Origin of the sequence: Oceanicaulis sp. MMSF_3324 (assembly GCF_030733545.1) — a bacterium.
Classification (GTDB): domain Bacteria; phylum Pseudomonadota; class Alphaproteobacteria; order Caulobacterales; family Maricaulaceae; genus Oceanicaulis.
The window spans coordinates 37,536-58,241 of record NZ_JASHIU010000003.1 but is presented as its reverse complement, the minus strand read 5'-3'; the positions used below and the strand labels follow the sequence as shown (position 1 = coordinate 58,241).

Genomic DNA, 20,706 nt, shown 5'->3' with positions numbered 1-20,706 from the left:
ATGAAGCCCGTATCATGAGTGATCGGATCAAAGATTTTGAAGCGCGCATCGGGTACCGGTTCAAGGACCGGGAACTTCTGGAGCGCGCGCTGACCCATGCCTCGCACGGTGATGGGCGCTCTCGGGCCTCGTCCAATGAGCGCCTGGAGTTTCTCGGTGACCGGGTTCTGGGCCTGATGGCGAGCCAGCGTCTGTATGAGACCTTTCCCAATCTGGAGGAAGGCGGGCTGGCCCAGCGGCTCAATGCGGTGGTGAACAAGTCCGCCTGTGCGCGCGCCGCACGGCGCTGCGAGCTGGGCGAGGGACTTCGTCTCTCCGCTGCGGAGGAACGGCTGGGCGGGCGCGAGAAGGAATCCATTATCGCTGACGCCTGCGAAGCGGTGATCGGCGCGCTCTATCTAGATGGCGGGCTGGATGCGGCCTGGGCCTTCTTCTCCACCTTCTGGGCGGATGAGATTGAACAGCTGACCCGCCGTCCGAAAGACGCCAAGTCCCAGCTCCAGGAATGGGCGGCGCAAAAAGGCTATGGCGTCCCGATCTATGAAACGGTGGCGCGCAAGGGGCCGGATCATCGTCCGGTGTTTGAAATTGAAGTCCGGCTCGACGGCGTCGAACCGGCGCGCGGCGAGGGCGGGTCCAAACAGGACGCCCAACGCGCCGCGGCCTCGGAAATGCTCAAACGGGAGGCCGCAGATGGCTGATCAAAATGCGACACGCGCCGGCTTTGTCGCCATCATTGGCGCGCCGAACGCTGGTAAATCCACGCTGGTGAATGCGCTGGTCGGCCGCAAGGTCTCCATTGTCACCCCCAAGGTCCAGACCACGCGCTTTCAGGTGCGCGGCGTGATGATGCACGGCGCCGCCCAGCTGGTGCTGGTGGATACGCCCGGCGTGTTCGCGCCGCGCCGGCGTCTGGATCGCGCCATGGTCGCCAGCGCCTGGGAGGGCGCGGATGATGCGGACGCGATCGTCCATGTGGTGGACGCCGCCGCTCAGCTGAGCCAGGCGCGCCGCACAGTTGAGGATGTGGAGCGGGTGATCGACGGGCTCAAAGCCCATGATCTCAAGGCGGTGCTCGTCCTGAACAAGATTGACCTGATCAAACGCGAAGAGCTTCTGGATTTGTCTCAAAAGCTCTATGAAACAGGCGTTTATAGCGATGTCTTCATGATCAGCGCGAGCAATGGCGACCGGATCAAGGACCTCGCGGACTTTCTGGTCACCCTGATGCCGGAAAGCCCGTTCCTCTATCCTGAGGATCAGATCGCGGACCTGTCCGAGCGCATGCTGGCCGCCGAGGTGACGCGTGAAAAGCTCTATCTGCGGGTCCATGACGAGCTGCCCTATGGCCTGACGGTCGAGACCGACAGCTGGAAGGACAACAAGGACGGCTCGGTTCGTATTGAGCAGACGGTCTATGTGGAGCGTGAAGGCCACAAGCCGATCATCCTCGGCAAGGGCGGGCAGACCATCAAATGGGTCTCTACCGCCGCACGCACCGATCTCGAAGAGCAGCTGGACCGCAAGGTGCACCTGTTCCTGTTCGTGAAGGTGCGCCCGAACTGGGGCGATGAACGCGCCCGGTTCAACGCGCTCGGGCTTGATTTCGACGCCTGATGGAGTGGACCGCTTCAGGCCGGATCGTCGCCGTGCGTCCCCATGGGGAGACGAGCGCGGTGGTTGAGGTCCTGACAGCGGAGCATGGCCGCCATGCCGGCCTGGTCCGGGGCGGACGATCAAAGTCCATGCGGCCCATCCTGCAACCGGGCAACCGCGTCCGTGCGGTTTGGCGGGCGCGTCTGGAAAGCCATCTGGGCGGTTTCGCGATCGAGGCGGAAGACCTGTCCGCCGGTGTCCTCATGGATGACCCGCTGGCCTTGTCCGGGCTGAACGCGGCGTGCGCCATGGCGTCAATGTGCTTGCCCGAACGCGAAGAGCACCCGGCCGTCGCTGACGCGTTCGAGGTGCTGATCAGCGCCCTGGAAGATCCCGATCTCTGGCCTGCGCTTTATGTGCGGTGGGAGGCGGGGCTGTTGTCTGATCTCGGATACGGGCTCGATCTGAGGCGCTGCGCGGCCACCGGCGTTGAAACTGATCTCGTTTATGTCAGCCCCAAATCCGGCCGGGCAGTCAGCGCCGAGGCGGGGGAGCCCTACAAGGACCGCATGCTGGCTCTGCCGGGCTTCATGAAGGGTGGCGGTTCGGTCGCCGTGGGCGATGTGGCGGCTGGGCTGAAACTGACCGGCCATTTCATCGAGCGCCGGGTGCTTTGGCCGGCCGACCGCATGCTGCCCGATGCCCGCACCCGGATGATCGAACGGTTGGAGGCTGACGGACGCCTGTGATGCGCTCGGCGCAACTGTTGAAAAGCCTGCGTCCGGACCTGCCCTGACAGGACGATCCGCTCCATACTGGGGTGTGATCGAATCACTTGGATGACCTGAGGGGATCTGGATGGGCGAGCAATTTCCCGGCGATGGCGGCCGTATTTTCGATGAGAGCTTCAATGATGCGCTCTCCTCGCGCTATCTCGCCTATGCCCTGTCCACCATCACCCAGCGGGCGCTGCCGGATGCGCGTGACGGCCTGAAGCCGGTTCACCGCCGTCTTCTGTACGCCATGCGGCTCCTGAAATTGTCACCCGACACCGCGTTCAAGAAATGCGCTCGTGTGGTGGGTGACGTGATCGGCCGCTTCCACCCCCATGGTGATCAGGCGGTGTATGAAGCGCTGGTGCGTCTCGCACAGGATTTCGCCTCGCGCTATCCGCTCGTGGAAGGCCAGGGCAATTTCGGCAATGTGGACGGCGATGGCGCGGCGGCCATGCGATACACCGAAGCGCGCCTGACCGAAGCCGCAACCCTGATCTTGCAGGATTATGACGAAGGCACGGTCGATTTCCGCGAGACTTATGATGGCGAGGACAAGGAGCCGCTGGTTCTGCCCGCCGCCTTTCCGAACCTCTTGGCCAATGGTTCGGCGGGCATCGCGGTGGGCATGGCGACCAATATCCCGCCCCATAATGCGGCCGAGCTGTGCGATGCCGCGCGCCATCTGATCAAGACGCCGGGCGCGGCCACCGAAACCCTGCTCAACTATGTGCAGGGCCCGGACTTCCCCACGGGCGGGGTGTGCGTGGAAACGCGCGAGAACATTCTCGACGCCTATGAAACGGGGCGGGGCGGTTTCCGCCTGCGCGCCCGCTGGGAAGTCGAGGAGCTGGGCCGCGGCCAGTGGCAGGTCGTGGTCACCGAGATTCCATATCTCGTTCAGAAAGCCAAGCTGATCGAACGCATCGCCGCGCTGCTCGATCAGAAGAAGCTGCCGCTGCTGGCGGATGTCATGGATGAGAGCGCCGAGGATGTGCGCCTGATCCTGGAACCCAAATCACGCACCATTGATCCCGCGCTCCTGATGGAGTCCGTGTTCAAGCTGACCGATCTCGAGATCCGGTTTGCGCTGAACTTGAACGTGCTCGACCCCACCGGGGCTCCGCGCGTGGTGGGCCTGAAGGAAGCGCTGCAAATCTGGCTCGATCACCGCCGTGAAGTGGTGGTGCGCCGCGCGACGACGCGTCTGGAGCATGTGAAAGACCGGCTGGAAGTCTTGTCAGGCTTCATGGTCGCCTATCTCAATCTGGATGAGGTGATCCGGATCATCCGGTTCGAGGATCATCCCAAGGACGAGCTGATCAAGACCTTCTCCCTGACCGATCGTCAGGCCGAAGCCATCCTCAATATGCGCCTGCGCAGCCTGCGCAAGCTCGAGGAAATGGAGATCCGGGACGAGCAGGCGCGCCTGGAAGCCGAGCGCGACGAGCTGACCGCTCTGATCGGCGATGAGACCCTGCAGTGGAAAAAGGTCGATAGCGAAGTCGCGGACGTGAAGAAGCGCTTCGGGCCGAACACCGAGTTGGGCAAGCGCCGCACCAGTTTCGCCGACGCGCCGGCGGCCGATCTCGCGGACATGGTCGAAGAAGCGCTGATCCCGCGCGAACCGATCACCATCGTGCTCTCACGCATGGGCTGGATTCGCGCGCTCAAGGGGCATACCGACGACGTCACGGGCATCAAGCACAAGGACGGCGACGAGACCGCCTTCTCGTTGAAGGCCGAGACGACCGACAAGATCCTGATGCTCACCACCGATGGCCGGGTGTACACGCTGGACGCGTCCAAGCTGCCGGGCGGGCGTGGCTTTGGCGAACCGGTGCGCCTGCTGATCGATATGGATGAGAGCGCCGAGCCCGTGGCCCTGTTCAAATACAAGGCGGACCGCAAGCTGCTTCTGGCCTCCACCTCCGGCCATGGCTTTGTGGTGGCGGAAAAGGAATTGCCCGCCATCAAGCGCGCCGGCCGGCAAGTGCTCAATGTGATCGACGGGCACAAGGCCATGATGGCCCTGGCGCTGGAGGGCGACCGTATTGCGGTGCTGGGCGAGAACAAGAAGCTTCTCGTCTTCGCCGCCGATGAGATCCCTGAAATGGTGCGCGGCAAGGGCGTGCGCCTGCTGGGCGGCAAGGCCGGCGAAGTCGCTGACATCACCGTCTTCAGCGCCGAAGAGGGGCTTGTACGCGTTGATCCGGCGGGCCGTCGTCATCTCGTGGAAGACTGGCGCTATTACGAAGGCAAGCGCGCCCAGGCCGGCAAGCTGGCCCCGCGCGGCTTTTCCTCAAAGACGTTTGGTGGGCGTTAGGGGTTTGACCAAACCATAACTTGGCCTTCTCCCCCAATCAGAGTAAGGCTTTAACCGGTGTCCCCTCAGCGCCATCAAGGAGCGTTACATGGAATTGCTGATTGTTTTCGGTGTGATCGTCCTGATCGGCCTCTTCGTCATGATGGTCTACAACCGTCTGGTGGCGCTGCGGCAGACCACCCGTCAGGCCTGGGGCGATATTGATGTGCAGCTCAAGCAGCGCCACGATCTCGTCCCCAATCTTGTTGAGACCGTGAAGGGCTATGCCAGCCACGAGAAAGAGACCCTGGAAAGCGTGGTGAAGGCCCGCCAACAGGCGGTGGACGCCAGCTCGGTCAAGGATCTTGCGCAAGCTGAAAACGTACTGTCCGGCGCGCTGCGCCAGCTGTTCGCCCTGTCCGAGAGCTATCCCGACCTGAAGGCGAACGAGAATTTCCTGTCGCTGCAGAACGAACTCGCCGATCTTGAGAACAAGATCGCGGCCGCCCGCCGCTTCTTCAACAATGCGGTCAGCGAGTACAACACCGCCCGCGAGCAATTCCCGGCGGTCCTGCTGGCCAATTCCTTCGGGTTCAACGAGGCGGACTTCTTTGAAGTCGCCGCCAATGAACGCGCTGCCGTGAACGCCGCGCCGTCCGTGAAGTTCTAGGGCGATGCGCAGGTCTGAGGGAGGCGCATGATGATCGCCGCCACGGGCCTGCGCACCCATATCTGGAACAATAATCTCAAATCCATCCTGCTGCTGGCCGGTTTTCCGGTCCTTGTGCTGGCGCTGGTCTTTGCGGCCGCTCTGATCCTGGCGGATCCGGGTACAGCGACCTCCAAGGGCGGGGCGGCTCAGAGCACGGCGATGGCGGCGCTTGACTGGACGCTGAGCGCCTTTCCCTTCGTGATGATCGGTGTGGCGATCTGGTTCGCCATTGCCTGGTTCAGCCATCAGGCCATTATCGACGCGTCCACGGGCGCGAAATCGGTCAGCCGAATCGATGAGCCCGAGCTTTATAATCTTCTGGAAAATCTCACCATTTCGCGCGGCATGCCGATGCCGTCCCTGAGGGTCATCGAGACAAGCGCGCTGAACGCCTATGCATCAGGGCTGAGCGAGAAGAAAGCTGTCATTACGGTGACGCGCGGCCTGATGGAGCGGCTGAATCGTGACGAGCTGGAAGCGGTTCTGGCCCATGAACTGAGCCATGTGATCAATCGAGATGTACGCCTTCTGGTGATTGCCGTGATCTTTGTCGGGATCATTTCCTTCACCGTGGAGATCGCGGCGCGCAGCCTGTTCTACGGCTCCCTGTCGCGGGCGGGCGGGGCCCGGCGGGGACGCTCGGGCAATGCGGGCGTCATCCTGCTTGTGGCGGGGCTGATCGTTGCGGTCGCCTATGGACTGGCCATTCTCATCCGGTTCGCCATGTCCCGGTCGCGCGAATTCATGGCCGATGCCGGTGCGGTGGAGCTGACCAAGAACCCGGACGCGATGATCTCGGCGCTGGAGAAGATCTCCGGTCATAGCGAAATGAAGGACGCGCCCAAGGAAGTCCGTCAGATGTTCATCGACAATGAGACCAAGGCCAGTTTTGCGGGCCTGTTCGCCACGCACCCGCCCATCGAAAAACGCATCGCCGCGCTGGTCGACTATGCAGGCGGGCAGCGCCCTTTGCGCGAGACCTCGATCCCGCAAATCTGATTGCGCTAGTCCTTGAGCTCTTCGGGATGGTCCTCGCTCAGGAGCGGTGCATAGGACTGGGCATACAGATACCAGATCGAGGAGAAGAGCGCGGCGATCATCGGCCCGACAATGAGGCCAATCGCCCCGAACAGGGTCAGCCCGCCGAGCGTTGAAATCAGGATCATCAGATCGGGCAGTTTGGCGTCCTTGCCCACGAGGCTGGGCCGCAGGAGATTGTCGGTCAGCCCGACAACGATGGCGCCCCAGGCGATCAGGAGACCGCCCGCCCAGTAATTGCCGCTGGCGATCAGCCACAGGCCCGCCGGTCCCCAGACCAGGGGCGGGCCAATGCCTGGAATGACCGACAGGACGGCCGTCAGGGTGGCCAGGAACAGCGCGCCGGGCACGCCTGCAATGGCCAGCGCGACGCCCGTCATCGCGCCCTGGATGATGGCGATGACGAAGGTCCCTTTCACCGTCGCGCGAATGGTCGATATGGCGCGCTCGACCAGCAGCTCGCGATCATCGCTCGGCATGGGCATCAGCTTGAGGCCATGACTGGCGAGCTGGGGGCCACGGGTGAGGAAGAAGAACAACGCGAACAACAGCACCACCAGATCCAGAAAGGCGCCGAAGGTGCCCGATGTGGCCTTGCGCAAGCCGTCCACGACCCAGCCGCCGATATTGGACGCGAACTGGCCGGCCTGATTGGTGATTTCCTGCTGGTAGGGGGCGAGGCTGTCGCGAAATGGCAGCCATTGGGGGAAGGCGTCCATGCCGCCCTCGCGCATGCCGCGAATCTGGTCTTGCAGCCAGGGCGCGACAGCGCCCGTCACCTGGACCGCCTGATCGGCGACGATGGCGAGAATGGCGGTCAGAGGAATGAGCACGCCGACCACGGCGAGCACCAGCACCACGCCCGCCGCCGCCGAGGATGATCCGAAGGTGATGGGCTTGAGAAAACGATGCACCGGGTTGAGGAACATCGCAAAGACCGCCGCCATGAAGAGCGGGCTGAGAAATCCGCGGATCATCCAGATGAAGATGATCGATATGCCCAGCGCCAGCAGCACGATGAAGACACGCTGCAGGGCTTGCCGGTCCGACATCAGGGCGGAGAAATTGCTGTTGTTCGATGCGTCGTCTGTCTCGGTGTCATCAGTCATAAAGCAGTCCAGGCAGCGCCGTCGCCAGCCACGGCAAGGCCGCGACCATGGCGATCATCAGAAGCTGGATTATGACGAATGGCGCCGCCCCCCGATAGATCGCGGCTGAGGACACCTCAGGCGGAGCGACGCCGCGCAGATAGAACAGGGCGAAGCCGAAGGGCGGCGTCAGGAAGCTGGTCTGCAGGTTCAGCGCCATCATCACGCCCAGCCAGACCGGGTCCACGCCCATCATGAACAATACGGGCGCGACGATCGGGACCACGACGAAGGTGATCTCGATGAAGTCGAGGAAGAAGCCCAGAAGGAACATCACGATCATCACGACGATCAGCGCGCCGGTTGCGCCGCCGGGTGCGGATTCAAGCGCGGTGCGCACCGTGTCGTCACCGCCGAGCTCCCGGAAGACCAACGCGAACAGGCTGGCCCCGATCAGGATGACGAACACCATGGCCGAGATCTGCGCGGTGGACCGCATGACCGCGTCGAGCACGCCCGTGCGGAACAGACGGATACAGGCCATGAGCACGCCCAGGGCGGCGATGATGGAGAGGGCGTAGGCCATCCCCGTCTGGAGCGTCGTCGCTCCGGCGCGAAGGTCAAAGAGCAGGGGCGAAAGGAGCAAGGCGAACAGGGCGAGCGCGCTGACGAGGACCAGTGACTTGCCGAACACCGGATTTGTGCTTGCGCCGCTATTGCGGTAGCCCGCCAACAAGATTGCGCCCAGCGCGCCAACGCCGGCGGCTTCGGTCGGCGTGGCGAGGCCGCCCAGTATGGAGCCCAGCACCGCGATGATCAGGATGAGCGGGGGGATCAGGGCGTTGAGCAGCTTGCCCCAGTCCGCATGCATTTCCTCTTTGGGAATGGCGGGCGAGGCGGTGGGGCGCAGGATGGCGACCCCGATCTGGTAGAGCACATAGACCGCAACCAGCAGCAGGCCGGGGACGAGCGCGCCTGCAAACAGATCCCCGACCGAGACGATGTCGGGCGAGAAGATGCCCTGGGCGCGCTGCGCCTCGGCATAGGCTGATGACAGCTGGTCGCCCAGCAGCACGAGCACGATGGAGGGGGGTATGATCTGGCCCAGTGTGCCGGCTGCGGCGATCGAGCCCGAAGCCAGTGCTGGCGAATAGCCGCGCTTGAGCATGGTGGGCAGCGACAAAAGCCCCATGGTCACGACCGTTGCGCCGACAATGCCGGTGGAGGCGGCGAGGAGCGCGCCCACAATCACGACCGAAATGCCCAGTCCGCCGCGCAAGGTTCCGAAGAGCGAGCCCATGGCGTCGAGCAATTGTTCAGCGATGCGGGACTTTTCCAGCATGACGCCCATGAAGACGAACAGCGGAACAGCGACCAGGATGGCTTTGTCCATCTCCATGATATTGCCGTAGATACGCTGGGGAAACGCACGCAGGTGGAACGGGTCGAACAGTCCCATCGCCAGGCCGATCAGGGCGAAGGCCAGGCCCACACCCGCCAGCGTGAACGCCACGGGAAACCCGCGGAGCAAGGCGGCGAACGCTGCAACGAACATGGCAAAGGGCAAGAGAAAGATAAGAGTATCCACGGATTAGACCCTAAAGTTCATGTTCAGCTTCATCATCGCCTGCTGGCGGCGGGGTTTCACCGGACAGGGTCAGCGCGGCGCGCGACGCCATGGCGAAACCCTGGGCAATCATCATCACGGCAAACACGGGAATGGCGGTCTTCAGCAAGAAGACCAGCGGCAGGCCGTCGCTTTCGCGGGAGCGCTCGAGAATGCGCCAGGCGCCGCCGACATAGCTTTCGGATGTCATGAGGATCAACCAGCACATGGGGATCAGCGCCAGATAGACGCCCAGAAGATCCGTCCAGGCTTTGCCGCGGGCAGACAGTTTGGAATACACGATGTCCACGCGCACATGACCGCCATGATAGAGCGTCGCTGCGCTGGACAGCAGGAACAGCAGGGCGTGCAGATAGATCACGCTTTCCTGCAGCTTGGTGATCGACACGCCGAACACGTAGCGCTGCACCACGATCAGGCCGGTGACCAGCACCAGCCCCAGCGCCGCCCACCGCACCATGTCGCCCACGGTCAGCGAGATCGCGTCAAACAGATCGATCAGGCGGCGCAGAAGCCTGGATAGCGGGGCCGGCAAGCCCTTGAAACGCCCATAGAGCGCACAAAGCGGTGCGAGCAGGAGCAGGGGGCTGAGCGCCAAACCCACCCAGCCCAGCACGGTTCCCGCCAGGGCGGCGAAGCTACGCAGATGTGCATCCACGACGTCGCCGACAGCGCCTCCGGTAACGGCGTCCAAACCGAGCAGAAGCGCCGTGAGGGCGATCACGGCGATGAGCAATTGATCGGCGCGAGTCATGATCTAGCGACCAAGCACGAGTTCGCGGTTCTGATAGTACGGGGCTTCGGACACATTGGCCCAGTCACGGCCCAGTCGGCGCGCGTCGCGATAGCTCTCATAGACGCGACGGCTGAGCGGGTCTGCATTTGCGGTATCCGCCACCACGGCCTCGGAGATACGGCCCACTTCACGCCAGATGTCTTCGGAGAACTGACGCAGCTGCACGCCGTGTTCGCCGGTCAGGGTGCGCAGGGCGAGACCGTTCTGATAGGTGAACTCGGCCAGTGACTGGTTGTTCGCCGCGCGTGCTGCGGCGCGCACAATGGCTTGCTGGTCTGCGGGCAGGGAGTCCCAGACGCCGCGATTGAGACCCACGGCCAGCGCCGAGCCCGGCTCATGGAAGCCGGGACCATAGTAATAGGGCGCTTCACGATAGAAGCCGAAGGCCAGATCGTTCCACGGTCCGACCCACTCGGTGGCGTCGATCGCGCCCGATTGCAGGGATTGATAGATTTCCCCGCCCGACAGCGCCACGGCAGCGCCGCCCAACTCGCGAAGCACCGAACCGCCAAGACCCGGAATACGCATGCGCAAGCCGCGGAAATCCTCGAGCGTGTTCACTTCACGCTTGAACCAGCCGCCCATCTGGTGGCCCGAATTGCCGGCCTGGAAAGCGATCAGCCCGAATTCGCCGGACAATTCCTCCCACAATTCCTGACCGCCGCCATATTCCACCCACGCCATGATTTCATGGGCGGTCATGCCCATGGGCACGGCGCAGTAGAAGTTGAAAGCGGGCGAGCGACCCTGCCAGTAATATTCCGCGCCATGATACATGTCAGCGACGCCATTGGAGACCGCGTCGAAGACTTCGAAAGCGCCCACGATTTCGCCAGCGCCATAGACTTCGACTTCCAGCGCGCCGCCTGTCATCTCGGTGATGAATTGTGCGGTGCGTTCCGCGGCGGACCCCAGGCCCGGAAAGCCGGTGGGCCAGGTCGTCACCATGCGCAGGCGCCGCGTGCGGTTGCGGTTCACCGCCGGGGCGGCGGGGGCGCTTTGAGCGCCGTTTTCTTGTGAGCAAGCTGATGCGGCGCCAGCGGCGACCACCGCCGCGCCGGACAGAAATGTACGACGATCCATGTGTCCTCCCCCTTGGATGGCCTGATTATGGCTCAGGGCTTCATCCGGTGTTGTTGCGTCAGATCAGTTTTGCGCGTCCCCGGGCGGCTGCAAGGTGCGCCAGCCTTCAGGTTCAAGCACTTCAAGCGGTTTGTACTGCGCCTTGTAGTCCATTTTCGGACTGCCTTGCACCCAGTATCCAAGATAGACGAAGGGCAGGTTTTCCGCCTTCGCCCGTTCGATATGGTCCAGGATGATATACGCTCCGAGACTGTCCCGGGCGTGTTCGGGCGCGAAGAAACTGTAGACCAGCGAAAAGCCGTCAATCAGCCGGTCCACGAGGACGCAGGCGATCAGCTGGCCCGCAGCGTCGCGATATTCGACCATTTCGGTCTGTTCGGCGCCATCCTCCACCATCGAGGCGTAGTCGAAGAAATCCATTCCGGCCATATCGCCATCACCGTGGCGCGTATTCAGATATCGGCTCAGCAGCGCGAATTGCTCGGGCATGGCTTCGGCGGGACGCGGCAATCGCAACAGCCCGGCATTGCGTTTGAGAACGCGTTTCTGGGTGCGCGACGGGGTGAAGTCCGCGACGGGGATCCGTGCGGATTTGCACGCCGAACACAGCTCGCAGGCCGGGCGGTAGAGTATGGATTGGGAGCGCCGGAACCCGGCATGGGTCAGGATATTGTTCAGGTGCGCGGTCTGGTCCCGCTCCACACGCGTGAAGATCTTCCGCTCCATCCGGCCCTCAAGATAGGGGCAGGGCGTCGGCGCCGTCAGGAAGAACGGCAATTGACGGGTGGCGAACGGGCGGGTCACGGACATCCTCTGCAGGTCATGAGTCGATACAGTCTAACCTGAGCTAGGTCAGCGTGAAACTGATGGCCACCAAAACGGTGAAGGTCAGCCAGATCAAGACCGCGAGCGGAGCGCCAGCGCGGAAGAAGTCGGCGAACCGGTATTTGCCCGGGCCCATCACCAGGAGATTGGTCTGGTATCCGATTGGTGTGGCGAAACAGGTGTTCGCGGCGAACAACACGGTCAGGGCGAACAGATGCGGATCTGCGCCAACCGAGTTGGCGGCGGTGACGGCGATCGGCGTGAAGAGGATCGCCGTGGCGTTGTTGGACAAGACATTGGTCAGCACCATCACCAGGAAGAACAGCGCCGAGATCAACGCCGTCGTGCCCAGAGGCGAGAACACATGGACCACGCCCATGGCCAGCACGGTCGCGCCGCCCGTCGCCTCCATGGCGGTGCCCAGCGCGAACGCGGAACCGATCAACAGATAGAGCTTCAGGTCAAAGGCCCGCGCCGCCTGGCGCACATTCAGACAGCCCGTGCCGATCATCGCCGCTGCGCCAATCAGTGACGCCGCCACAATCGGCAGAATGCCGGTGGAGGCGGTCAGGATCACGCCGGCCAGGATCAGGCGGGCGATCGACGCCTTGCGAATGTCGGGCAAGTCGGATGTCGCCCAGTCCATCAACAGGACATCGCGGTCCAGACGCAGGCGGCGCATGGCGTCCGCGCCGCCGAAGAGCAGCAGAACGTCGCCGGCCTCGAGACGGATTTCCCCCAGCTTGGCGCGGATCATGCGCGAGCGCCGCTGCACGCCCAGCACGATCGCGCCGACAGAGTGACGAAAGCCGATCTGGCGAACGGTGCGGCCGATCAGGCGTGAACCGGGTGAAACCACCGCTTCGGTGAGTGCCAGACGTTCGCCGCGTGTGGGCAGGTCCGCAGGCCCGGCGGAGCGCAACACGCCCTCGACGAACTCGGCGCGGCTGGACAGCAATTCCGTCAGCTTCTTGCGGGTGGCGGCGATGATGATGAGATCGCCCTGTTTGAGCTCGATATCGTCAAAGGGCGGCAGGAAGGCGTCTTCGCCGCGCTGAACCATGCGCACGGTGATGTCGCCGAGCTCTGTGAACATGCCCGCCACCGGTTTCGCCCCGATCATGGGGTGGCCAGCGGTCACTTCGATCTGAGCGATATATTGCTTGGCCGGAGAGCCGCTCTTTTCGTCCTCGGCCTCTTCGCGTTCGGGCAAGAGCTTGGGCAGGACAAAGGCGATGTAGAGCATGCCCACGGCGGACAGGATGATGCCGATCCGGCCCGGCTCGAAGAAGCCCAGCCGTTCACCGGTGGTGGCGAGCAGGCTGTCCGCCACGAGCAGGTTTGTGGAGGAGCCGATCAGCGTCGTCATGCCCGCGAAGATGCACACAAAGCTCAAGGGCATCATGAAGATCGAGGCCGAACCGCCCATGCGCGCCGCCACAGCGCCCAGAATGGGGATGAACATCACCACGACGGGCGTGTTGTTGATGAAGGCGGAGACGCCGAACACCAGGGCGAACAGGGTGATGATGGTGAGCTTGGGGCGCACGTCGAACATCGACAGCAAGGTGCGCGTGGGGCCGTCCAGGGCGCCGGTATGAAAAATGCCCTGACCGACTACGAGCAAAGCCATGATGGTCAAGAGCGCGGGATTGGCGAATCCCGCCAGCAAATCCGCCGCTGTGGGAGCATCGGCTGAGCCGAAGAACTCGAAGAAGACCAGAGCGCTGCACAGGATCACCACCGAGACGAGCTCGAGAGCGAACTTTTCCCAGCAATAAAAGACGATTGCTCCGCATACGCCGAGCAGGACCGCCCACATTCTCCAGTCCGAAAGAATGGAAAGATCGTCCATGCCTGCCACTTTTCTCGCACGCGGATTCGCGCCAAAGCGTCAGGTTAACGTCTTTGCGCCCGGATGCGAGTGCCAAGCGCTGCATCCGGGCGCGAAAACTTGGACTTAAAGCGAGTGCCCAGGCGGAATGGCGGGCGCTTCGCGCAGAAGGGTGATCGACAGACGCCGGTTGCCGGGCAGATACGGATCATCCGGGAACAGCGGTTCCGCGCCCGCCTTGCCGCGCACTTCAGCAATCCGGTGATCGGGAATGCCGGCATCGCTCATGATGTTCAGGGCCGCGTTGGCGCGGGCAGACGACAATTCCCAGTTGGACACGCCGCCGACAGGGGCCGGGCTGGCGTCCGTATGGCCCGAAATGGTGATCCGGTTGGGCAGGCGCAGGACGATTTCAGAGATTGTGCGCAAGAGAACGCGCGCGCGGCTGTTGGGTTCGATCGCGCCCGGCTCGAACATCGGGCGGCCTTCCTGATCGATCAGCTGAATGCGCAGGCCTTCGGGGGTTTCCTCGATGAGGACGTGACGCGACAGCTCGGCCAGTTCAGGCATGTCCTGCAGCGCCTGACGCAGCGATTGCTCTGCGCTGGCGAACTGGGCGGCCTCGCGGCGCGCCAGAGCGCTGGCGAGCGAGTCAGAGGAGGCTTCAGGTTCGCCGCCCTGAGCGCCTGAGGCCTGATCAGCTTCCTGTTCGCGGGAAACATCCTGTTCAGACCGCGGGGCGAGACGTTCCACAATGGAGGATGAACCAGAGCCGCGGGCGCCGTCATCACCAAAGCTCGTGCCGCCCAGCACACCGCCCGAGCCGGAGGTCGTCCGGCTGACGCTGGCCGGTGCGAAATAGTCCGCAATGCCCTGACGTTGTTCGGGTTCTGTGTTATTGATCAGCCACATCATGAGGAAGAACGCCATCATTGCCGTCACGAAGTCGGCATAGGCGACCTTCCAGGCGCCGCCATGGTGACCATGGCCGCCGCCCTTCTTGACTTTCTTGATGACGATCGGTTGATCCGAACTCATATCCACCCACCTTCGGCTTTTCTGGCGGACACCTTGGCGCATCAGGGTTAAAGCTGCGTTGTCAAAACGAATCAGGAGTGAAATTTGTCACTTTTCGAGCGCGAGTTTCGTGATTGCCTGGGCCGGTTCCCGACCGGTGTGGCGCTGATCACCATTATGGATGAAGGCTCTGCGCGGGCGATGACGATCAATTCGTTCTCATCCGTTTCCCTCGATCCACCCCTGATCCTGTGGTCTCTCGCCAAGGACAGCCATCGTTATGACCGCTTCCTGGGGGCCGAGGATTTTGCCGTGAACATTCTCGCAGCCGATCAGGCCGACCTGTCAGCGGCCTGTGCGCGCAATGATGATCTTGAGGCCAGCGGCGGGCAGTGGACGCCGGCCGGCAATGGCGCGCCACTGCTCAAGGACGCGATTGCGCGATTTGAGTGCAAGCGTCACGCCGTGATGCCAGGTGGTGATCATGAGATTATTGTGGGCGAGGTGCTGAATGCGGATCGCCCGCGTGATGCGGATGCCCTGGTGTTCGTACGCTCAGGCTACGCCCAGATCTGAAGGAAGCGGCGATGATCACAGATGTCCGGCGTTTGAACGCCGAGTTGGATCAGATCAGCGAATACTGGTCGCCGCGCATAATCGCCCGGGTCAATGATCAATACGTCAAGCTCGCCAAACTGAAAGGCGAATTTGTCTGGCATGACCATGCGGAGGAAGACGAGTTGTTCTTCATCGTCAAAGGCCAGCTTGAAATGCAATATGAAGGTCGCGCCGTGACCCTGAACGAAGGCGACATGCATGTCGTGCCCAAGGGGGTAAGGCACAATCCCGTGGCGCAGGAAGAGTGCTGGGTTATGCTGGTCGAGCCCGTCGAGACGAAACATACGGGCGACGTCTTGGCGGACAAGACCCGGAGTCTGGACGAACAGCTGGCCGGGACCGGCCTTGAAGGAGCGTAACATGGCGGTTGTTGCTTTTCTGGGGCTCGGCGTCATGGGCTTTCCCATGGCGGGTCATCTCAGCCAGGCCGGGCATGAGGTCCGGGTCTGGAACCGCACTGCCGCCAAGGCGGCCGATTGGGCTCACCGCCACGAAGGCGAGGCCTGTGATGCGGTCGAGGACGCGGTGTACGGCGCCGATTGCGTCTTCATGTGCCTGGGCGATGATCCGGATGTAAGAGTGGTCGCCGACCTGGCGCTGCCGGCCATGAAATCAGGCGCTGTTCTGGTCGACCACACCACCGCCTCCGCCGAGCTGGCGCGCCAGCTGGCTGAGGCGGCGCAGGCGATGAAGATCGGCTTTCTGGATGCGCCCGTATCCGGCGGACAGGCGGGAGCGGAAAACGGACAGCTATCCATCATGTGCGGCGGGGAGCCGGATGTGTTCGCGCGCGCTGAGCCGATCATGGACTGCTACGCTAAGGCCATGGTGCATGCGGGTCCGGCCGGCGCCGGACAGCTGACCAAGATGGTCAATCAGATCTGCATCGCCGGGGTGGTCCAGGGGCTGGCCGAAGGCCTACACTTCGCCAAGCGCGCGGGTCTGGATCCTGAAACGGTGATCTCGGCTGTCTCCAAGGGGGCGGCCCAGAGCTGGCAGATGGAAAATCGCTGGCAGACCATGGTCAACGGCGAATTCGATTTCGGCTTTGCTGTCAACTGGATGCGTAAGGATCTTCGCATTGCGCTGGAAGAGGCGCGCGCCAATGGTTCGCGTCTTCCTGCTGCGGCTCTGGTGGATCAGTTCTATGCAGAGATAGAAGCCATGGGCGGTGGTCGCTGGGACACGTCCAGCCTGATCGCCCGGCTTGAAAACGCCGATCGGACCTGACGGTCATGCGCCTGATTGAAGTCACCTTTCCAGATGGCGACAAAGTTCAGCCCATTCTCAAGGCGACCTTGAAGACCGATCCGCTGGATCATCGTCTGACCGAGCCTGATGCTCAGGGCAAGCGCCTGTTGAGGCTGACCTTTCGGGATGGGGACGGGCAAAAGGCGATTGATGCGGTTCAGGCGATCCTGGAAGGCGAGCAGAACTGGCGACTGGTGGTCATTCCCATCGAAGCCAGCGTGCCGCGCCTGGATGAGAACCCGGACGAGGAAACGCGAACGAAACGTCGCCTGGCCCTGCGTGAGGAAATGTATCAGGACATCGCCAAAGGCGCGGAGATCAATTCCGACTTCCTGATGCTGACCGCCTTGTCCACCGTGGTGGTCGTTTTCGGTCTGTCCGCAGACAATGTGGCGGCCGTCATCGGGGCCATGGTGATCGCGCCGCTTCTCGGGCCGATCCTGGCGTTTTCCTTTGGCTCTGCGCTCGGCGATCTGCCCTTGATGGCCAAGGCGGCCAAGACCGCCGTCACCGGCCTGGCCTTTGGTCTGGCGCTCAGCTTTGCCGTCGGCCTGGTCTATGAGCCCAACCTTTATTCTGATGAGTTGATGAGCCGGACCGTGGTCGGCCCGGACTCTGCGGCTCTGGCCCTGGCCGCAGGAGCGGCGGCGGCCTTGTCCATCGCGACGGGTCTGCCAGCGGCGCTTGTGGGCGTGATGGTGGCGGTCGCGCTGCTGCCGCCGGCGTCCGCCGCCGGATTGCTGGCAGGCAGCGGGGAATGGCAGCTGGCGGGGCGCGCCACCTTGCTGTTGTCCATCAATGTGGTGGCCGTCAATCTGAGCGCGCTGATGGTGTATTATTTCAAGGGCGTCCGGCCGCGCACCTGGCTGGAGCGCCGCTCCGCCAAGCGTTCGGTCTATGTGAATGCCGGCGTGTGGATCACCATGATCGTTATCCTGTCCGCGCTGGCGGCGCATTACGCCGCAACCGGCGGTGAGGGCGTGCAGCTATGAATGTCGCCCTGGTTTTCTCCACGCTCGATTATATCGGCATCGTCGTCTTCGCCCTGTCGGGCGGCATTCTGGCGGCGCGCAAGCATCTCGATCCCTTCGGCGCGGCGGTTGTGGGCGCTGTCGCGGGAATGGGCGGCGGCACCTTGCGGGACATGCTGCTGGGGCGTCTGCCCGTCTATTGGATCGAGGCGCCGCACTATCTGTTGCTGGCGCTCGCAGGCGGGGTCATCGGCTATTACGGCTCGGAGCTGGTGCGCGGGGAAGAGGGCGCACGGCTTCGCGCCCTGGTCTGGGCGGATGGCGCGGGCCTGGCGGTGTTTTGCGTTCTGGGGGCTCAGGCCGGACTGGCTGAAGGCGCACACTGGACGATCGCGCTCGTGACCGGGGTGATGAGCGCAGCCTTTGGCGGTCTGTTACGCGATATCATGGTCAATGACGTACCGCTGATCCTGCGGGCTGATGTCTACGCGCTGGCGGCCCTGTTCGGAGCTTCGGTCTATGTGGGCGCCGTGTCCTTGGACATCCCGACCGGGCCGGCGGCGGTCGGCGCCGCGCTCGCAGCTTTCATCCTGCGAGGCTGCGCCATCATCTTCAAATGGTCGATCCCGCCGATCGGTCGTGTGGATTAACGAACCACGGGTCGCAAAGCGCACACGGCCAGATAGGCGGTCGCTCCAATTACGGCCAGGCCGCCAAGGACTAGGGCCATGACACCCACCTGCTGCACCGAAAGGGCCAGACCAAGCAGGCTCGACACGATCAGGACCAGCATCAGCATCACCATGGGCCCAGACACATACCATCGGTAACGCTGGCCACAGGCGTTGCATCGTGCGGGTTTGAGACTGCTCAGGCTTAAAAGTGCGGACACTTCCAGAGGCGTCTGACAATTCGGACACCTATACATTGTGGTCCTCGCAAAGCGAATTCGCCTTACAGAGTATATCAAAGCCGCTTCAGAGCAAGCATCAGGTCCTCAATCAGATCATCCGCCGCCTCGATTCCACAGGACAATCGGACAAGGTCATCCGGAGTGGGGCTGCTAGGCCCCTCAATTGGCTTGCGATGTTCGATCAGGCTTTCGACGCCGCCGATGGATGTGGCCTGCAGAAAAACTTCCGTTGAGGCGCACAGCTTGCGCGCCGCGTCGGCGCCGCCCTTCAGGCGAATGGACAGCAGGCCGCCAAAACCGTTCGTCATCTGGCGGGCCGCAATGGCGTGCCCGGGATGGCTGTTCAGTCCCGGATAGAGCACGTGACTGACCGCATCGTGCTGGCTCAGCGCCTGGGCCACTTTCAATGCGTTCTCGCTCTGACGCTCAAACCGAACGAACAGGGTCCTCAGCCCCCGCATCATCAGCCAGCTGTCAAAGGCGCCCGGCACGGCGCCGGACAGACCATGGCCGGTGCACAGCTTTTCCCAGCGCTCATCACTCGTTTTCGTGGCCACAGCGCCCATCAGGACATCGGAGTGTCCATTGAGATATTTGGTGGCCGAATGCATGACGAGATCGGCGCCCAGATCCAGCGCGCGCGTAGTGCAGGGCGGGGCGCAGGTGCTGTCTACGCCCAGAATGGCGCCGGCGGCATGCGCAATCTCGGCGGCGCGTGCGATATCCACCACGGCCCAGCTCGGATTGGCCGGGGTTTCAATCCAGACCAGTTCGGTCCGGCCTTTGTGAACCGCCTTTTCAAGGCCGGCCATGTCGTGAGGATCAAAGAAGCTCAATGAGATGAGGCCTTTGGCGGCCAGATGATGCAGGAGCTTCTTCGCTCCGTAATACATCTCGGTTTGAGCCACCACATGCGCGCCGATTTCCAACGTATCGAGCACGGCGCTGATGGCCGCCAGTCCCGAGCTGAAGAGGCGGGCGTCAGCGGCGTTCTCGAGCCTCGCCAGCACCCTGGCCGCCTGGACTTCGGTTGGCCCCTTGGGGCGGCGATAATCCATGTCGCCCACAAGCGCGTTGTTTTCATCGCGCATATAGGTGGTCGCCGGATGGATCGGCGGGATCACGGCGCCGGTCTCGTGGTCGGTCTGGTGCAGCGCCTGGGCGGCGAGGGTTTCAGGACGTTTAGTCATTGAGCAGTTCCGCCGCCTTGGGAGCAAAATAGGTCAGGATTCCGTCAGCGCCGGCGCGCTTGAACGCTAGAAGGCTTTCCAGCATGGCGCGCTCGCCATCAATCCAGCCGTTCTGCGCGGCGGCCTGGATCATCGCGTATTCGCCCGACACCTGGAAGGCATAGGTCGGCATTTCAAAGGTCGCTTTGAGGCGGGCGACAATGTCGAGATAGGGCAGGCCGGGCTTGACCATGACCATGTCCGCGCCTTCATCGATATCCAGCGCCACTTCGCGGATCGCCTCATCGGTATTGGCGGGATCCATCTGATAGGTCTTCTTGTCGCCCTGAAGCGCGGTGGCGCTGCCAATGGCGTCGCGATAAGGACCATAAAAGGCCGAAGCGTACTTGGCGGCATAGGACATGATCATCGTGTCCTGGAGGCCCTCGGCATCCAGCGCCTCGCGAATCGATCCGATCCGGCCGTCCATCATGTCTGACGGCGCAACGACATCCGCGCCTACGGCGGCCTGCATCAGCGCCTGGCTGCACAGGCGCTCCACTGTCGCATCGTTGAGGATCACGCCATCCTCGATCAGCCCGTCATGGCCATGGTCGGTGAAGGGGTCGAGCGCCACATCGCAAATGATTCCCACTTCCGGAGCGGCGTCCTTCATGGCCTTGATGGCTTGCGCCACCAGACCGTCGGGATTGTCCGCCTCTCGACCGTTTTCATCCTTCAGGGACGGGTCGATGTTGGGAAAGATCGCAATGGCGGGAATGCCTAGATCGCGGGCCCTGCGGGCGGCGTCGGCGGCCGCCTTCACGCTCAGCCGCTCCACGCCGGGCATGGAGGGAACCGGCTCGGTCGGATCCGCCTTGTCAGACACCACCAGCGTCCAGATCAGGTCATTCGGCGTCAGCGCATTCTCGCGCATCAGGCGGCGAGACCAGTCATGAGCGCGCATTCGGCGCATACGGGTGGTGGGAAAAGCGGCCATCTTGGTCTATCTCGCTTGCAGCAAATCAGAACACATCGCGTTTTTCGCGGTCGGAGCCGGTCCAACCCGGTCTGTTTAGGAGGTTTCCCC

The 20,706-nt window shown here is 63.0% G+C and carries 21 protein-coding genes; 11 read left to right on the top strand and 10 right to left on the bottom strand.

Annotation, left to right across the window (positions count from 1 at the left end):
* Positions 1 to 14: 14 nt before the first annotated feature.
* The 6 genes from rnc to RBA95_RS04690 all read left to right on the top strand — a co-directional run bounded on the left by rnc (position 15) and on the right by RBA95_RS04690 (position 6,385).
* On the top strand, positions 15 to 701 hold the full coding sequence (gene rnc, locus RBA95_RS04715) for a ribonuclease III (RefSeq protein WP_306015657.1): 687 nt from the start codon (positions 15 to 17) through the stop codon (positions 699 to 701).
* Positions 694 to 1,617 (top strand): GTPase Era, encoded by a 924-nt coding sequence (era, locus tag RBA95_RS04710; protein WP_306015656.1) that lies wholly within the window; start codon positions 694 to 696, stop codon positions 1,615 to 1,617. The genes rnc and era overlap by 8 nt, the downstream gene beginning before the upstream one ends.
* The gene (gene recO / locus RBA95_RS04705) at positions 1,617 to 2,345 is read left to right on the top strand and encodes a DNA repair protein RecO (RefSeq protein ID WP_306015655.1); all 729 of its coding nucleotides are present in this window, start codon (positions 1,617 to 1,619) and stop codon (positions 2,343 to 2,345) included. The genes era and recO overlap by 1 nt, the downstream gene beginning before the upstream one ends.
* Before the next feature lie 109 nt (positions 2,346 to 2,454).
* Positions 2,455 to 4,695: a DNA topoisomerase IV subunit A gene (parC, locus tag RBA95_RS04700; RefSeq protein ID WP_306015654.1), complete on the top strand. Its 2,241-nt coding sequence runs from the start codon at positions 2,455 to 2,457 to the stop codon at positions 4,693 to 4,695.
* Positions 4,696 to 4,783: 88 nt separating this feature from the next.
* Positions 4,784 to 5,344: a LemA family protein gene (locus RBA95_RS04695; RefSeq protein WP_306015653.1), complete on the top strand. Its 561-nt coding sequence runs from the start codon at positions 4,784 to 4,786 to the stop codon at positions 5,342 to 5,344.
* Between the two features lie 30 nt (positions 5,345 to 5,374).
* On the top strand, positions 5,375 to 6,385 hold the full coding sequence (locus RBA95_RS04690) for a M48 family metallopeptidase (protein ID WP_306015652.1): 1,011 nt from the start codon (positions 5,375 to 5,377) through the stop codon (positions 6,383 to 6,385).
* 5 nt (positions 6,386 to 6,390) lie between these two features.
* On the opposite strand, the gene RBA95_RS04685 is transcribed toward RBA95_RS04690, so the two are convergent.
* The 7 genes from RBA95_RS04685 to RBA95_RS04655 all read right to left on the bottom strand — a co-directional run bounded on the left by RBA95_RS04685 (position 6,391) and on the right by RBA95_RS04655 (position 14,715).
* Positions 6,391 to 7,533, bottom strand: coding sequence for an AI-2E family transporter (locus RBA95_RS04685; RefSeq protein ID WP_306015651.1), 1,143 nt, complete (start codon positions 7,531 to 7,533; stop codon positions 6,391 to 6,393).
* Positions 7,526 to 9,100 (bottom strand): TRAP transporter large permease subunit, encoded by a 1,575-nt coding sequence (locus RBA95_RS04680; protein ID WP_306015650.1) that lies wholly within the window; start codon positions 9,098 to 9,100, stop codon positions 7,526 to 7,528. The genes RBA95_RS04685 and RBA95_RS04680 overlap by 8 nt, the downstream gene beginning before the upstream one ends.
* 10 nt (positions 9,101 to 9,110) lie before the next feature.
* Complete coding sequence (locus tag RBA95_RS04675) at positions 9,111 to 9,893, bottom strand: TRAP transporter small permease subunit (protein ID WP_306015649.1); 783 nt, start codon at positions 9,891 to 9,893, stop codon at positions 9,111 to 9,113.
* A gap of 3 nt (positions 9,894 to 9,896) precedes the next feature.
* A complete protein-coding gene (locus tag RBA95_RS04670) occupies positions 9,897 to 11,018 on the bottom strand; it encodes a TRAP transporter substrate-binding protein (protein ID WP_306015648.1) in 1,122 nt (373 codons plus the stop codon).
* 63 nt (positions 11,019 to 11,081) lie between these two features.
* Complete coding sequence (locus RBA95_RS04665) at positions 11,082 to 11,828, bottom strand: arginyltransferase (protein WP_306015647.1); 747 nt, start codon at positions 11,826 to 11,828, stop codon at positions 11,082 to 11,084.
* Positions 11,829 to 11,865: 37 nt separating this feature from the next.
* Positions 11,866 to 13,698 (bottom strand): SLC13 family permease, encoded by a 1,833-nt coding sequence (locus tag RBA95_RS04660; protein ID WP_306015646.1) that lies wholly within the window; start codon positions 13,696 to 13,698, stop codon positions 11,866 to 11,868.
* A 105-nt stretch (positions 13,699 to 13,803) separates the two neighbouring features.
* Positions 13,804 to 14,715, bottom strand: coding sequence for a flagellar motor protein MotB (locus RBA95_RS04655; RefSeq protein WP_306015645.1), 912 nt, complete (start codon positions 14,713 to 14,715; stop codon positions 13,804 to 13,806).
* Positions 14,716 to 14,799: 84 nt separating this feature from the next.
* Here RBA95_RS04655 and RBA95_RS04650 point away from each other — a divergent pair, with 84 nt between their 5' ends.
* From RBA95_RS04650 to RBA95_RS04630, 5 genes are read left to right on the top strand one after another with little or no spacing between them, the layout of a single operon-like run.
* The gene (locus RBA95_RS04650; protein WP_306015644.1) at positions 14,800 to 15,270 is read left to right on the top strand and encodes a flavin reductase family protein; all 471 of its coding nucleotides are present in this window, start codon (positions 14,800 to 14,802) and stop codon (positions 15,268 to 15,270) included.
* Between the two features lie 11 nt (positions 15,271 to 15,281).
* On the top strand, positions 15,282 to 15,671 hold the full coding sequence (locus RBA95_RS04645; protein WP_306015643.1) for a cupin domain-containing protein: 390 nt from the start codon (positions 15,282 to 15,284) through the stop codon (positions 15,669 to 15,671).
* Positions 15,595 to 16,542, top strand: coding sequence for an NAD(P)-dependent oxidoreductase (locus RBA95_RS04640; protein WP_306015849.1), 948 nt, complete (start codon positions 15,595 to 15,597; stop codon positions 16,540 to 16,542). The genes RBA95_RS04645 and RBA95_RS04640 overlap by 77 nt, the downstream gene beginning before the upstream one ends.
* 5 nt (positions 16,543 to 16,547) lie before the next feature.
* Positions 16,548 to 17,555, top strand: coding sequence for a TIGR00341 family protein (locus tag RBA95_RS04635; protein ID WP_306015642.1), 1,008 nt, complete (start codon positions 16,548 to 16,550; stop codon positions 17,553 to 17,555).
* Positions 17,552 to 18,184 (top strand): trimeric intracellular cation channel family protein, encoded by a 633-nt coding sequence (locus RBA95_RS04630; protein WP_306015641.1) that lies wholly within the window; start codon positions 17,552 to 17,554, stop codon positions 18,182 to 18,184. The genes RBA95_RS04635 and RBA95_RS04630 overlap by 4 nt, the downstream gene beginning before the upstream one ends.
* Here the strand turns inward: RBA95_RS04630 and RBA95_RS04625 are convergent.
* From RBA95_RS04625 to hemB, 3 genes are all read right to left on the bottom strand, one after another.
* Positions 18,181 to 18,351 (bottom strand): hypothetical protein, encoded by a 171-nt coding sequence (locus RBA95_RS04625; RefSeq protein ID WP_306015640.1) that lies wholly within the window; start codon positions 18,349 to 18,351, stop codon positions 18,181 to 18,183. The genes RBA95_RS04630 and RBA95_RS04625 overlap by 4 nt on opposite strands.
* A 149-nt stretch (positions 18,352 to 18,500) precedes the next feature.
* The gene (locus tag RBA95_RS04620) at positions 18,501 to 19,637 is read right to left on the bottom strand and encodes a PLP-dependent aspartate aminotransferase family protein (RefSeq protein WP_306015639.1); all 1,137 of its coding nucleotides are present in this window, start codon (positions 19,635 to 19,637) and stop codon (positions 18,501 to 18,503) included.
* Positions 19,630 to 20,616, bottom strand: a complete 987-nt coding sequence (gene hemB, locus RBA95_RS04615) for a porphobilinogen synthase (protein WP_306015638.1) — start codon at positions 20,614 to 20,616, stop codon at positions 19,630 to 19,632. Before hemB ends, RBA95_RS04620 begins: the two co-directional genes overlap by 8 nt.
* Positions 20,617 to 20,706: the final 90 nt, after the last annotated feature.